Source organism: Robertkochia flava (assembly GCF_020166515.1).
Classification (GTDB): domain Bacteria; phylum Bacteroidota; class Bacteroidia; order Flavobacteriales; family Flavobacteriaceae; genus Robertkochia; species Robertkochia flava.
This window is the reverse complement of sequence record NZ_JAINZT010000002.1, coordinates 353,961-367,397: the sequence shown is the minus strand read 5'-3', so window position 1 is coordinate 367,397 and position 13,437 is coordinate 353,961. Positions and strand designations below refer to the sequence as shown.

Below are 13,437 nucleotides of genomic sequence, written 5' to 3'. Positions count from 1 at the left end.
TTTATTAATGATCATCGTGATGCTCTTCATTCGCCATACCAAAGTATAAGGCAGAAAGCATGGTGAAAATATATGCCTGAAGCGCAGCAACAAGAAGCTCCAGAATAGACAGGGCAAACGCCAGTCCGAAAGAAAGAGAGCTTCCGATCCAGTTTTTGAACAGGAACATCAAACCGATAATACTCATGAGTACCACGTGACCTGCGGTCATGTTGGCATAAAGACGAATCATGAGTGAAAATGGCTTAATGAACATTCCAAGCACCTCGATAGGGGCTAAAACAACACGCATTAACTTAGGCACACCCGGCATCCAGAAAATGTGTCCCCAGTAATTTTTATTTGCAGTAAAGGTGGTGATCAGGAAGGTGATCAGGGCCAACCCGAAAGTCACCGCAATATTTCCTGTAACGTTCACCCCAAGAGGCGTCATCCCTAAAAGGTTAAGGAACCAGATAAAGAAGAAAATGGTTAACAGGAAACTCATGTACTTTTTATAATTCTTTTCCCCAATGTTAGGAATAGCGATCTCATCCCGTACAAAAACCACAAGCGGCTCAAAGAATCGGCCCACTCCGGCAGGAATACCGTTGTTTTTCTTGTAGCTATTTGCAAGACCTCTGAACAAAAGGAACATCAACAGCGAAACCAGGAGCATGGTCACCACGTTCTTGGTGATCGAGAAATCCAGTGGTTTTGCATTTACAGGGTGATGATGGTCATCGTATTCAATAGTTCCCTCTGCATCGGTTTTATAAATCTTATTGTGGTAAAGGGCGTAGTGGTTACCATCCACCTCGGCAACGGTTTCTCCATGATGAAACCTGGAAGAAGAGAAGACTTTAAGTCCGTTATCCCAAAGGATCACAGGTAGAGGAAACCCGTAATGTGTTCCGGCCTCTGCATCTTCGGTAAGGATGAAATAGTGAGAATCCTGGAGGTGGTGGTCTATAAAGGCCTTAATCCCCTCTCTTTTAGATTCCGCACCGCTTTCTGTTTCGGTGGATTCATGTTGAGCCCAGGTAAAAAATGGGGCCAAAACGAATAAAATTACAAGGATCTTTTCAGTAAATTCTCTTCGCATATCACTCAAATAAAGGTGGCTTAAAAATCGGTGCAAATGTAACGCTTTAAATGAAAAACAAAAACAATTTTACCTGAATATTTAAACCCGCTAAACACCAGTTGCTCAGGAGTCTGTGTCGGGTTTTGATTTTAACAGTTTGGAAACTGCGAGGGTTTCGATAAGGAGGCTAAGGCCATAGGGAATGAAAAACCCAATGAATTCTGCTTTTGAGACCAATCCGTCTGCCTTATACACCGGGTTGAACAAGAGAAAGAAGAACAGAAATTTTAACATACTCCCGGCCAGAAATAAAAAACCGATCTGGGAAAAAAAGCGGTTCCTTAACACGTAGATTATACAGAGGATAAGTGAGGCAAGGATTACGTTAACCAGGTACGCCCTTCCCAACAACACCGTTTCGGGTGCAATTTCCATGGAAATAATCACTTTATGGTGAATAAAATACGCCGCCAAAAGCAGCACCACAAGTCCTACAAGTGCACGTATTAGAATTGCCCTGGGAGAAATACTCACTTCTGCGCCTGGTTTAATTGTTTGATCACCACGTAGATGGCGATAGCCACCCCGAGCAGGGTGGAAATGATGAGGTAAAGTTTATTCCCGTTATTATAGGTGTCGTCTAACCATCTTCCCAGCCATGCGAACAGGAAGATGGTTACACCCATTTGAATTGCAATACCCGAAAATATTGCGAAGTTCCTAAGCGGATTTTTCTGATTGTCCTTTTTGGTCATCCTTAAGCGACTTAATCCCGGCACCCTTCATGGTACAAGACGCATTAAAATTAGCTCCGGGTTCTACTGCGAGTTTACCAACCACAACATCGCCTTCGATAACAGCTGAGCTTTTCAAAGCCAGAATATCATTTACTTTCAATTCTCCGTTGAAAGCGCCTTCGATGTCGGCATTTTCACATTGGATCTTTCCTTTAACCGTTCCGGTTTTTCCGATAACGATTTTTCCTGAGGTGATAATACTTCCCTCCAATTCTCCGTCTATACGGATATCGGCCTCAGAGGTAATATCTCCTTTGATCCTTGTGTTTTCTGCAATACGGTTGTTTAAAGCGTTGGTAGGTTCCATTTTGGTTTTTTTAGATTCTGAAAACATGTTCTTTAATTTAGATTTGGGTACGCCTGCCCGGATTCAAGCAAATAATCGTCCAGGTTTTTCTTTATCTGAATTACTTTATAGGCATCTCGCGAAATTACAAAATTCTCAATGTCAACCAAATAATCCTTGTTTTTAGCGAGAAACTCGGCAAAGCCCTCCGCCCTCAGCCTTGAGCCCGCATTATGGATCACAAGAAAGACGAGCTGGCGGTCGTAGACATCCACCGAATAGGTATAGCCGCGCTGTTCCACCTCAACAAGTGAGCGCTCCACCTTTTTTCGGAGGTCTTCCAGGGCCGTTGTGTCTGTCTTTTTCAGCACATAAACCACTTTCCAGTTATCCAGGGCCTCTTCGTCCGAGGGAAAGTCAAGGGTCTCCAGTTTTGGGATGTTGTTCTCAAGGAGTTCTGCAGCCCGAATACCTTCAGGCTTTGACGGGTGATTAAGGCTCAGTTCTGTAAGCGACCTTTTCAAGGCATCCACCCCGTATAATCTTCCCATGGCATTGGCCTTTAAGAGCTCGAATTTTACGCCTATATCCTCACCATTGTATTTTCTGCTGTAATCTCCCGCCTGCGCAATAACCTCCTCGAATTCCTGGGCTTCAAACCGACGGTACAACTCATTATAGTTTCTTTCCGGATCGTCTGTATTGTCTGAAGCAAAGGCACTCGGATCCAGGATATACTGGGCATAACGGGAATCCGGGTAATTGCTCAGGATATCGGCCTTCATTGCTTCAGCCAAGGGTGATTCTGTTTCCAGGTAGATCCGGTACAGGTTGTATTTTGCGGGGAGCACCAAACGCTCTTCCGGGTAATAGCCCAGCAAGTCCTGGAGTCTGTCGGCAGCGAGCATATATTCTCGAAAGCGCTCTTTATACAACAATCCCAACTGATAGTAAGCCAAATCTCTTTCCTGCTGAATACTATCGATCTTTTCAGGTTCCTCCGGTAATTTGGTCAGGTAAAAATCGGGATCATAAATATCCGCAGCCGCTTCTCCTGAAGCGATCTCCGTATTTACTACAGATTCGCCGGCCTTTATTTGCTGTTTTCCGTATTTCCAGTTATCCGTCAGGCTTATATTCCCCCATATTTTCTGAAATTCCTGCTTTCCGTAGGCCACACTGGAAGTATTATAAAAATAGAACCCGTCAGCACCTCCGGAATTATTAAGAGATAAGCCACCGCCTCCGGAATTCTTTTGCAATTCTGCGACCCGCTCCCGTTCGCGTCTGATCGCTTCCTCTTTTTTCAGGGAGTCAATATAATTTTCAAAGTAAGCCAAACGGTTCTCGGGAGTCATGGCCAAAAGGTTCAGAATGCTGTCGTTTCGTTTCCGAACCCCTTCATAGGCAATGACCTCCTGTAGGTTATCACGCTGACGCTTCAGCAGCCTGTATTCCTTACTTTTTTCTGCCATTTGCGAGAGCGTACTGTCGTAGTAAGCTCCTGCAAGGGTATAATCGCGCGCGTCAAAAGCCATCTTCCCTAGCGCCCTGTAATTGCGTTCATTCAGGATCGGGTCCCGGGATTCTGCCCTCAGGGATTTATTATAATACAACCGGGCCAGGTCAAGGGAATCCTGGTCTTCATGATAAAGCGCAGATTGCCTGTATACCATCCCCAGATAAGGCCGGTTCTCCCGGTTTTTTTCCATCTTTGTTAGCAGCTCCAGGAGCTCTTCTTTATCGTACCCCTTGTCATAGAGGTTTCGAATCTTGAAGATCCTGGCATTTACATGATACACCCTGGAGGTTCTCCGGTTCAGGTCTATCACTTTATCGAAGGCGTAATTCGCGCTATCCAGGTACCCTAATTCATTGTAAAGTTGCCCGATGATAAAATAATACCGCCCTTTTTCTTCGGCATCCCCGGTATACAGCGATGCTGTTTTTAATCGCTGCAATGCAGAATCCTTATGCTTAAGGTTGATATAGGCCTGCGCCATCATTGCATTAGCGTCTGCATAGTCCTGATCATCAAGCTCTGCAGCATATTTCAATAATTTTTTCAGATTTTCGATGGCCAGCTCGTCATTTTCCAGGCGGATGTGAGTCTTTTCTCTCCAGATCAGGGCCTGGCCGATAATATCGCTGTTGCGGTATTTATTGAGTACATAGTTAAAGGCCTCGAGGGCTGGAATGAATCGCTGATCGTAGTAACGTGCTTTTCCAAGAAGCAGGTAGGCCTCATCAATCTGGGTATTACGCTCACTGCCACCGATATTCATCCCGTGTTTCTGTATCGCCTTTACCGCCTTCTCCTCTGCTCTTTCAAAATTCGGGGTTAGTTCGGTACCATCCAGCACGACCTCATCTCTTACCTCCATACGCTCTACGGGCAAGATGTCCCAATAATTATCGCGATAGTTGGAAATAAGGTCCTGGCGACCTTCAGCGAGGGCGTTCTTCCCGTTATAAATAGCATTGTACTTTGCATTCATAGCATGCCATTTCCGGTTCAGAAGGGCATCCTTTTTAGTGGAACAGGAAGTCACTGCGATCACCGAAGCTGCTAATCCCAATGTTATTTTAAGTAGGTGTTTCACCTGCAATGGCTCTGGAGTATTAATAACTGATGTACAGCATTAATATTGCTGTATCGCAGTAAAAATACATTTCTTTTCCAATAATACCGATTTACAGGCTAAAAAGCCCTTAAGCCAAAGATGCATTTTCACGGATCTCGCCCGAGAAAAACGCTTCCAGTTCCCGGAGCGTTTCCGGGGAAGTCCTGATATCCTTCACCATTCGCCCCTTCTCAAGAACAACAATGCGCTCACACACTTCGGTTACATGCATCAGGTCATGGCTGGAAATTAAAACCGTGACTCCATTGGCCTCTTTAAGCTCCCGGAGAATTTTCTTCAAACGGATCTGGGTGGTTGGATCAAGGTTGGCAAAGGGCTCATCGAGAATGATCACTTCAGGATTCCCGATAAGTGCTGCAACAATCCCCACCTTTTTCTGGTTTCCTTTGGAAAGGTCTCTGAGGTATTTTCGAACTCCCAGAATTTCTCCGTTAAAAAAATCATCAAAATCTCCCAACATCCGGTCAACATCGGCTTTATTCTGCCCCCGGAGTTCTCCTATAAAATAAAAGTACTCCTCCGGGGTAAGGTACCCTATAAGAAAGGTTTCATCCAGAAAGGCCGAAGTAAAAGGTTTCCATCCCTCACTTTGATCGACCCTGATGTCGTTGCTGAGCACATAACCCGTGGTGGGCCTGACCAGATCGAGCAGCATACTGAACATGGTTGTTTTACCCGCTCCGTTATTGCCTACCAGTCCAAAGCTTTGCCCTTTAGGAATCTCCAGAGATTCGACATCCAGCACCTTTATATTTTTATATTCTTTTGATAGTTGATGAAGTGTGATCATAGTGAATTTGATTTATGCTTTCTGTTTATAGGCTACCAGGGTCTTATACTTTTCGTTCTTATATACCTTTTCGATCAGGTTAAAAACACGATCCTTAAATGCGAACCCGGCAATTCCTGCCGAGGCCACCAGAAGATACCCGAAATTAGGACCCAGGGTGTAATGACCGGCCGCGTAAAGCAACAAAGGCAATATAAGCTTTGGTATGGTAAGCAGCAGGGTCTTTACATTAAACGCCTGCTTATCTCCAAAAGCCTTTTTGTTTGAGGTCAGATCTATGGGAGTTTTTATATAAGCCCCTCCCCACAAAACCATATGGGAATTGACACCTACATTGTAAATGGCCGAAACCAGAATGGCGAGATACACCTCCCAGCCAAAGTAAATATAAAATGATGCCAGCACGGTAGAAATTACAGTACCCATAACCACCAACCACCATTTACTGTTCAGGTAGTCCCGGTATTGTATGTTCTGACTCATCATCAGGGGGTAGTACGAACTGTCCCAGCTCGGAACGAACTGCCCGAAGGTAAACAGGAAGCCTCCCGTAACAAATATCCCGGCAAAAATACGCCAAACGGGTCCCTCATATACTTCCAGCCCACCGCTAAAGAACAACAATCCGTAAAAAATAAAGGCAACACTCATGAGCACCGAGGTCCTGGAGCGCTTATTTCGCTTTATCAGCTTGATATCATTCTTTAAAAACACGGCCAGGCTTCCAAAACGGTTCAGCCAGGAAAGGTCTTCGGACGACACTTCCGAAGTCTTCCCTTTTAACCCGTCGTCCAGATAGAGTCGGTTTCTGAAATACCGGAATGCAGTACAATAAAGCATTCCCAGGATGATTACAGGAACTGCACACCAAACAGGGTTTTCGTAAATACCATCAAAAACGGGAGCGGTAAATGCAGTGATATCAAACACTCTAAAGTACATCAGTACACCAAGAGTGATAAAGACACCGAGTACACTCCAAAAAACCTGATCGACATCGTTCAGAAAGACATTAATAAAATTGTTGCAATAGATCAACGCAGTAATAGCGATGAGCCATCCCACTACATTTCCCACCGGGTATCCCTCAATAAGAAGAACCACGCTGAACGGAATAAAGAAAAACGCATGTATAATATTAAAGAATGACAACACGGTCTTCCAAAGACTGAAATGCACGATCTTATTCTTGCTGAATGGCAAGGGCAATAATGGCTTAATGTTTACCACTGGCATACGCTGCATCAGGTACCTGAACACCAGGTCGCCTACGAGGTAAAAAATTAAAATCCTATTAATCACCTGGAGAGGGTCTTGTTCTAACTGTCCCTGAATGATCTTGTAGGAGAAGGCTCCCAACATAGAGAACACAAAAATGAAGTAGAGGGCCATAAAACCCATTAGGATCTTCAGAGCCAGGTTGGTCTGAAAAGATGCCGCCCTTAAAAAAGACTTCCATTGCAGGGATATGAATCTTTGAAGCATAGTTTGATGGTTTGCAGGTTATTTGTAGCCATTAAAGCCGATCTGTTACAATTATTAAAAACAAAGTGGATCATTCAGCCCTCATATAGGCTTTATAACGATCCTCCAGAACGGAGTCGATCTGTCGCGGGATCACCCAACAAACTACCTGTATGAGTCTTAAGAAAATGACCATAAATACCACAACAATGAACTGAGCCCAAAACGGATCCAACTCTTCGAGATGATCGCTAAGATAGAATTGGACAAGTTGCAGAGGTAAAACAAAAAGTGCAGCTCCACTACCTCCTGCATTTAAAATGATATCCCGTAACAACCATTTTCGCTCTTTTGATTTTTCTTCTTTCCTTTTATCCCTCCACAGTTTTATAAATCCTACCATCCCACTGATGAATATGGTCATATAGAGCACTACCCAAAGCCATTCCGGGTTTACGAGTGCGATCATCCAGTAAAGCAGCACCATCAAAAAAAGACTTTCGAGAATTACCGGCCACCTGAAGAATGCTGTCATACGCCTAAAAACCATGATGTTATATTCTTTTGCTAATGCATTCCTCTTTCTATCCACAACACTTTCGAACCCATGCACCCCAAACTTTTTAAATTCCATTTCAAGGAGCTCCTGAAAGCTCTTATCGGGATGCGTAATAGACAGTTCCTCTATTCCGGTAGCCAGGTGGTCGACGAGTTCGGCTTGAAGGTCATACCAAGGCACGAAGTGCCTGCGAACAAAATCATAAAGGTGATCGATGTGCTTTTTTTCTAGTGTAATCATCCCATAGAAATTTCAGGGTCAATAAGTCTGTTCATCGTGCTAAGGTATTCTTTAAGTTGATCCAGTGCGTTATCCTTCTCACCCAAGCCTTTCTGAGTCAAACTGTAGTATTTGCGCATCCTGTTCCCCACATTATCCACCTCAACCTCCAGAAATCCCTTAGCCTCTAACCGGTGCAATGCAGGATAAAGGGCCCCTTCCTTAATCTGTAATTCGCCCCCGGTAATCTCTTTTACCTTTTGAGTGATTTCATATCCGTACATGCGATCATATTTTCCCAGCAATTGCAACACGATGGTATCTAAACTCCCTTTATATAACTTCCACTTCTCCATATGTTTATGAAAATAACAACAAATTACTTAATACCTAATTAAATTAGGTATATAAATTTCAAGTCTTCGATGAATGACCGATTTACAATTCTTATTTTTGAAAAAAAGTTCATTCATGGAAAAATATAAGCACCTTAATATCTCGAGTATTGAAAGACTTACCCCGAGCGCGGTAAAGGTGAATTTTGAAATCCCGGAAGGAGAAAAAGAGCACTTTCATTTTATTCCCGGGCAGTATATAACCATTAAAACCCATCTGAACGGAGCGGAAGTGAGGCGCTCATACTCCATATGTTCAGGAAAAGAGGAAAATACAATCTCCGTAGGGATCAAAAAAGTAGAGGATGGCCTGTTCTCTAAATATGCCAACGACCATTTGGAGTCGGGGGTGCAATTGGAAGTACACCCTCCAGAGGGCCGGTTTACATTTGATGCCGGAAAAGACCAGGCCTCTACCGTAATTGCTTTTGCTGCCGGGAGCGGAATTACCCCTATTATGAGCATCATGAAAGAGGTACTTAACAAGACGCAAAAGAATTTTATCCTGGTATACGGGAACAAGAGCCTGGAAGAAACCATGTTCCATAAAGACATCCGGAACCTCGTTTCCGAATATCCGGACCGACTTCAGGTACAATTACTTTACAGCAGGGAGCAAAATGAAGATGCCCTGTTTGGCCGTATAGAACGCTCTACTGTAAATTTTATCCTGAAAAATAAAGTGGATAGCCCAAAGAACTGCCTGTTTTACCTTTGCGGCCCCGAAGAAATGATCAACAATGTTTCAGATACGCTGGTAACCCAGGGCATTGAAAAAGATAAGATCAAGTTTGAATTGTTTAGTTCCGGGGATGACAGCACCGAAATTCCCGCTACTACGCATGATGGGAAAACACAAGTAACTGTGCTGGTAGACGACGAAGAGTACACCCTTGTTATGGACAAAAAACAACGGGTTCTGGATGCAGTGCTCAAAGAAGATATAGACGCGCCGTATTCCTGTCAGGGTGGTATCTGCTCCAGCTGTATTGCACGTGTGAAGGAAGGAAAAGTGGAAATGGTGAAGAACCAGATCCTCACAGATTCGGAATTGGAAGAGGGACTCATACTTACCTGCCAGTCACATCCGGTAACCAGTACATTATCTATTGATTACGATGATGTATAGTTTTTAGAGTCAAGAGCCAGGACTCAGGAGAAAAGAAGGAGGGCGCAGGAAGAAAAACCGACCTGAAGAAATGAAAAGTCCTGATGCCAATTTTCTTACTCATATCAACCGTTAATTTTGATTAACTTCGGATACACGGTGATTGGTTCATAAAAAGAAATAAAAAAGGGAAGCTTTCCGCTTCCCTTTTTTATTTCCAGTAATCGGCCACCCAGGGAGCGGGTTGTACGTAGCGATACCACTTACCGCGGCCTCCTTTGATAGCTTTATGCGGATTGATCTCTCCGTGAAATATGATGATCTTGGCACCTTCAGGAATAATCGGCTTCTTCCAGAATGCCAGGGGAAAACGGGAAACACAGTCATATTTAAAACTCGGGCACCACGGTATGGGCCAATAGTTTAAATATCCCTTTTCATGTACAGCCCAGGTAAGATATTCCTGTTCGTTGCGATGCTGTTTCCTGATCTCATCAAAGTTCTCTTTAAAATAATCGAACACATACCCGTGTTTACCAATCTCAAACCGGTATACCGAGGAGTTTCCGGTAATCCTCCAACTCCTCCAGGAATGATCTTTGATAATTCGGAAGGGCGCATCATCTTCAAAAAAGCAATCAATATTGTCAACGATCACGATATCAAGATCCAGAAAAAGTGCCGTTCCTTCGAGTCCGTAAAGGTCGGCTTTCAGGGTTGTTAATTTCTTCCACATCCGTTCCGGAAGATTTCCGGGAATATCGATCTCGGGAATAGGGAAACATTTGATATCGTCATCGATCCCTTCTTCGTTATCGGTAAAACACACCATGGTAAAAGGCAGGGTCAGATTCCTTTTTACCATGCCATGTAAACGATTCACATAGTCCGGGCCGTAGAGAGTACCCCACTTCATACAGAAGATGTGAATGTTTTTGTCTTGAGCCATAATCGTTTTATTGTGCACCCAATGGGTTGTTATTTTTTATTTTTGTAAAGTACCGGATTCAGCTCATCATCATTGTACATCTTCATTTGCTTGTAGACCTTCATGTACTTGTCACCGTTCTCAATATCTGTCAATAGTTGATCGATGGCTGTGGAAAGGTCCTTTTTCTGTTCAAGAAGAACATCCAGTTTAGCCTGACATTTCGCCTTATGCTCTTGGGAAGCGCCTTCCCGTTCAGCCTCCTCCTTCATATGATAGATCTTTAAGGCAAGAATGGAAAGACGGTCGATGGCCCAGGCCGGGCTCTCAGAATTGATGGTGGCTGTTCCTTTTGGCTTCACTTCCTGATACTTATCTAAAAAATAACTGTCGATGAATTCCACCATGTCGGTTCGGTCCTGGTTGGAGGCATCGATCTTGCGTTTGAGGTCCAGAGCGGCTACCGGATCGATCTCCGGGTCGCGAATGATATCCTCATAATGCCACTGCACCGTATCTATCCAGTTCTTGCGGTACAACAGATGTTCTATCTTTTCTTTAGGATACGGATTTTCAAAATTCTGGTAAACATCATCCTTTATGTGGTAATTCCTTATACTTTCCTCAAAAATCTTAAATGCGAATTCGCTAAACATATCGTCTGGTATTTGGATATGCAAATATAGCCCATTCAACAAAGTTTTCCCGCGGATTGCAATAATTACTTGTCAGAGCTCACTTCCATCCCACCCCATTTCCAGCATGAGTGCCACCGCGAAAGCTGGCCTCTCTACCGAAGTATGAATTATGCGGGAATTAATCTCAATAAATTGTAAATTAGAGTATTAACGCATAACCCTTTAAAAACCTGATGATGAATAAGATGCTTAGTTTCATAAAAACCACAATTATAGGCGGGATCCTCTTCCTGATTCCCATCGTGATCGTCATTATTATTCTTACCAAGGCATTTCAGATCATGATGAAGATCGCGCAACCCCTTGGCAGGCTTATTCCAGTAGAGAAAATTGGCGGGGTTGCCCTTGCCAATATTATTGCGGTACTGGGCATTCTTTTACTATGTTTCCTGGCCGGACTGCTGGCCAACAGGAAAAATCTGAAGAGAATGCAGACCAACCTGGAAGACAATGTGCTCATAAATATCCCAGGGTATCGATTCATAAAGGGCATAACTGATGGCATCAAAAGCAACGAAAAGGCATCTGAACACTTTTTACCCGTGCTCGCAGAATTCGATGATAACGCACAGGTTGGTTTTGAAATCGAACGCACAGATAAGAACAGGGTCGTGGTATACCTTCCCGGATCGCCCAATCCGTGGTCGGGAACTGTAGTCTATGTAGCTCCTGAACGGATCATAAAGCTGGACATGACGCCCAAGGACGTGATTAAAATGCTGCAACAACTGGGGAGTGGGTCGCATAAATACGACAGTTTAGACCCGACAGCTGAAAACACATCGCATTCCTGATTACAAAGCCCCACTGCTATTTTTGATAAATCCGTGCACTCCTCTTTTTCATTGTTCATATATAGGCACATAAATTCATTATCTTTAATACATGAAGATACATCACCTGGCAAAAACCCCTTCGGTTTTAAACACTTACCTGGCCCAGATCAGGGACAAGGAAATCCAGAAAGATGCCATGCGCTTCAGGCGAAACCTGGAGCGTATCGGAGAGATCATGAGTTATGAAGTAAGTAAACACCTCCATTACAAAGCTATTGGGATTACCACTCCACTGGGAAGTAAAACCATGGAGACCCTTCAGGATCAAATTGTGATATGTTCTGTATTACGGGCCGGATTACCGCTACACCAGGGCATTCTTAATTATTTTGACTGGGCAGAAAACTCCTTTATTTCTGCCTACAGGTACCATACTAGTGAAACGGCATTTGAGATCATCGTGGAGTATCTGGCCAGTCCGGAACTGGACCATAAGGTGTTGCTCTTAGCCGATCCGATGCTGGCCAGCGGCCATTCTCTTGTAGCTACTTTTGAGGCTTTGACCAAGGTCGGATTGCCCAGAGAGATCCATCTATTAACCGCTATTGCTTCTGAGGAAGGGATTGCCTATATCTCCCGGCATTTCCCCCCGGAAACCCGGTTGTGGGTAGGCGACATCGATCCTGAACTCAATGATTACTCTTATATCGTTCCCGGTTTAGGCGATGCCGGAGACCTGGCATTTGGGAACAAGCTACAAAAATAGAACAACCAGGGGTACTGCCAGAAACAACCATAGGAAAAGCTCTTTCAGCCATTTTTTCTTTATCGATTGCAGGTAGTTGGCCATCATTACACATAATGGGAATCCTGCAAAAATAAGCTCGGAGGTATTGGCACTTTCCACCAGGGCTACCACTACTCCCGAGAGCAGCAGAAAGATCATTATCAACCATCCGGGAATCCGGGCTTTATAGGCGCGTCCGCTTACTTTCATAAAATAATACACCACAGAAACAAACCCAAAGGCCGAAATAAAAGCCAGCGGCAACACAAATTGAAGATCTGCGTATTTGTCCAGGCTAAATGTGGGGGTCAGGTCAAAGAAGTCACTCCAAAGGAGGGCATCGCCCATATATAATTTATAGGTTACGGCAAGAATGGCAACGGTAAGAAATGCCACAAAGGGCACCAGCAGGTTTTTATAATAGTTAACCCCATACAGAAAGATACCCGCAAATACCAACACCAGAAAAACTACCGACCAACTGTAAAACAAGGCAGCAACAAACACCCAGATACTCGCGTCAAAGATCTTCGAACGCACCTCCTGTCCGCTTTTGATACTGATCACCCGCCTGAAGGCCAGCAAAACAAAGATATGAGAGATAATTACCTGCACATCTGCAAAGATCTTCGGAAACATGCAGAGGTACAGCAAAAAGAAAAAACTCAGGTAGGTATTGTCTTTTGTAAGCCCATTTTTACGGTTGATAAACTCAATTAAAAGCATCGTAAAAGTTACCAGAAGAACGGTCAGCAATAAATCGGGTAAAAGGGTTAGCGTTAATCCTCCCGGGACCGAGAGCAGATAGTAGCAAATCAGAAAAACGAATGCAAACAAGGCAAGTAAAACGAAATTTATAGGCTTAGTTCTTCCAAAAATGCTTGATATCATGGGCGCTTTTTGTATTTTTGCTGGGTAA

Annotated in this window: 15 protein-coding genes; 3 read left to right on the top strand and 12 right to left on the bottom strand. The window is 43.8% G+C overall.

All coding sequences use genetic code 11. The annotated features are described in order from the left end of the window. Positions 1–4: 4 nt before the first annotated feature. From atpB to K7R11_RS01970, 9 genes are all read right to left on the bottom strand, one after another. The gene (atpB, locus tag K7R11_RS02010) at positions 5–1,084 is read right to left on the bottom strand and encodes a F0F1 ATP synthase subunit A (RefSeq protein WP_224488236.1); all 1,080 of its coding nucleotides are present in this window, start codon (positions 1,082–1,084) and stop codon (positions 5–7) included. Positions 1,085–1,189: 105 nt separating this feature from the next. Then, on the bottom strand, positions 1,190–1,600 hold the full coding sequence (locus K7R11_RS02005) for a DUF6168 family protein (RefSeq protein ID WP_224488235.1): 411 nt from the start codon (positions 1,598–1,600) through the stop codon (positions 1,190–1,192). Continuing rightward, complete coding sequence (locus K7R11_RS02000; protein WP_224488234.1) at positions 1,597–1,821, bottom strand: AtpZ/AtpI family protein; 225 nt, start codon at positions 1,819–1,821, stop codon at positions 1,597–1,599. Before K7R11_RS02000 ends, K7R11_RS02005 begins: the two co-directional genes overlap by 4 nt. Further along, positions 1,787–2,197 carry a bactofilin family protein gene (locus K7R11_RS01995; RefSeq protein WP_224488233.1) on the bottom strand — a complete coding sequence of 137 codons (411 nt, stop codon included), beginning with the start codon at positions 2,195–2,197 and terminating at the stop codon, positions 1,787–1,789. The genes K7R11_RS02000 and K7R11_RS01995 overlap by 35 nt, the downstream gene beginning before the upstream one ends. Before the next feature lie 5 nt (positions 2,198–2,202). Beyond that, positions 2,203–4,728, bottom strand: coding sequence for a type IX secretion system periplasmic lipoprotein PorW/SprE (porW, locus tag K7R11_RS01990; protein WP_224488231.1), 2,526 nt, complete (start codon positions 4,726–4,728; stop codon positions 2,203–2,205). Positions 4,729–4,861: 133 nt separating this feature from the next. Continuing rightward, on the bottom strand, positions 4,862–5,584 hold the full coding sequence (locus K7R11_RS01985) for an ABC transporter ATP-binding protein (RefSeq protein ID WP_224488230.1): 723 nt from the start codon (positions 5,582–5,584) through the stop codon (positions 4,862–4,864). 12 nt (positions 5,585–5,596) lie between these two features. Beyond that, entirely contained in the window at positions 5,597–7,069 is a 1,473-nt protein-coding gene (locus K7R11_RS01980) for a DUF5687 family protein (protein ID WP_224488229.1), read from the bottom strand. A gap of 70 nt (positions 7,070–7,139) precedes the next feature. Beyond that, on the bottom strand, positions 7,140–7,847 hold the full coding sequence (locus K7R11_RS01975) for a hypothetical protein (RefSeq protein WP_224488228.1): 708 nt from the start codon (positions 7,845–7,847) through the stop codon (positions 7,140–7,142). Continuing rightward, positions 7,844–8,182, bottom strand: a complete 339-nt coding sequence (locus tag K7R11_RS01970; RefSeq protein ID WP_224488227.1) for a PadR family transcriptional regulator — start codon at positions 8,180–8,182, stop codon at positions 7,844–7,846. The genes K7R11_RS01975 and K7R11_RS01970 overlap by 4 nt, the downstream gene beginning before the upstream one ends. A 115-nt stretch (positions 8,183–8,297) precedes the next feature. Between K7R11_RS01970 and K7R11_RS01965 the strand changes: the two genes are divergently transcribed. Then, a complete protein-coding gene (locus K7R11_RS01965) occupies positions 8,298–9,350 on the top strand; it encodes a ferredoxin--NADP reductase (protein WP_224488226.1) in 1,053 nt (350 codons plus the stop codon). Between the two features lie 190 nt (positions 9,351–9,540). Here the strand turns inward: K7R11_RS01965 and K7R11_RS01960 are convergent, their stop codons facing one another. Beyond that, positions 9,541–10,245 carry a glycosyltransferase gene (locus K7R11_RS01960; protein ID WP_224488225.1) on the bottom strand — a complete coding sequence of 235 codons (705 nt, stop codon included), beginning with the start codon at positions 10,243–10,245 and terminating at the stop codon, positions 9,541–9,543. A gap of 62 nt (positions 10,246–10,307) precedes the next feature. Beyond that, positions 10,308–10,913 (bottom strand): DUF4254 domain-containing protein, encoded by a 606-nt coding sequence (locus tag K7R11_RS01955; RefSeq protein WP_224488224.1) that lies wholly within the window; start codon positions 10,911–10,913, stop codon positions 10,308–10,310. Between the two features lie 218 nt (positions 10,914–11,131). Here K7R11_RS01955 and K7R11_RS01950 point away from each other — a divergent pair, with 218 nt between their 5' ends. Both K7R11_RS01950 and upp read left to right on the top strand, forming a co-directional pair. Then, on the top strand, positions 11,132–11,749 hold the full coding sequence (locus tag K7R11_RS01950) for a DUF502 domain-containing protein (protein WP_224488222.1): 618 nt from the start codon (positions 11,132–11,134) through the stop codon (positions 11,747–11,749). Positions 11,750–11,840: 91 nt separating this feature from the next. Then, positions 11,841–12,497: a uracil phosphoribosyltransferase gene (gene upp, locus K7R11_RS01945; RefSeq protein ID WP_224488221.1), complete on the top strand. Its 657-nt coding sequence runs from the start codon at positions 11,841–11,843 to the stop codon at positions 12,495–12,497. On the opposite strand, the gene K7R11_RS01940 is transcribed toward upp, so the two are convergent. Beyond that, the gene (locus K7R11_RS01940) at positions 12,486–13,409 is read right to left on the bottom strand and encodes a DUF6427 family protein (RefSeq protein ID WP_224488220.1); all 924 of its coding nucleotides are present in this window, start codon (positions 13,407–13,409) and stop codon (positions 12,486–12,488) included. The two genes, upp and K7R11_RS01940, sit on opposite strands and share 12 nt — an antisense overlap. Between the last annotated feature and the right edge of the window lie 28 nt (positions 13,410–13,437).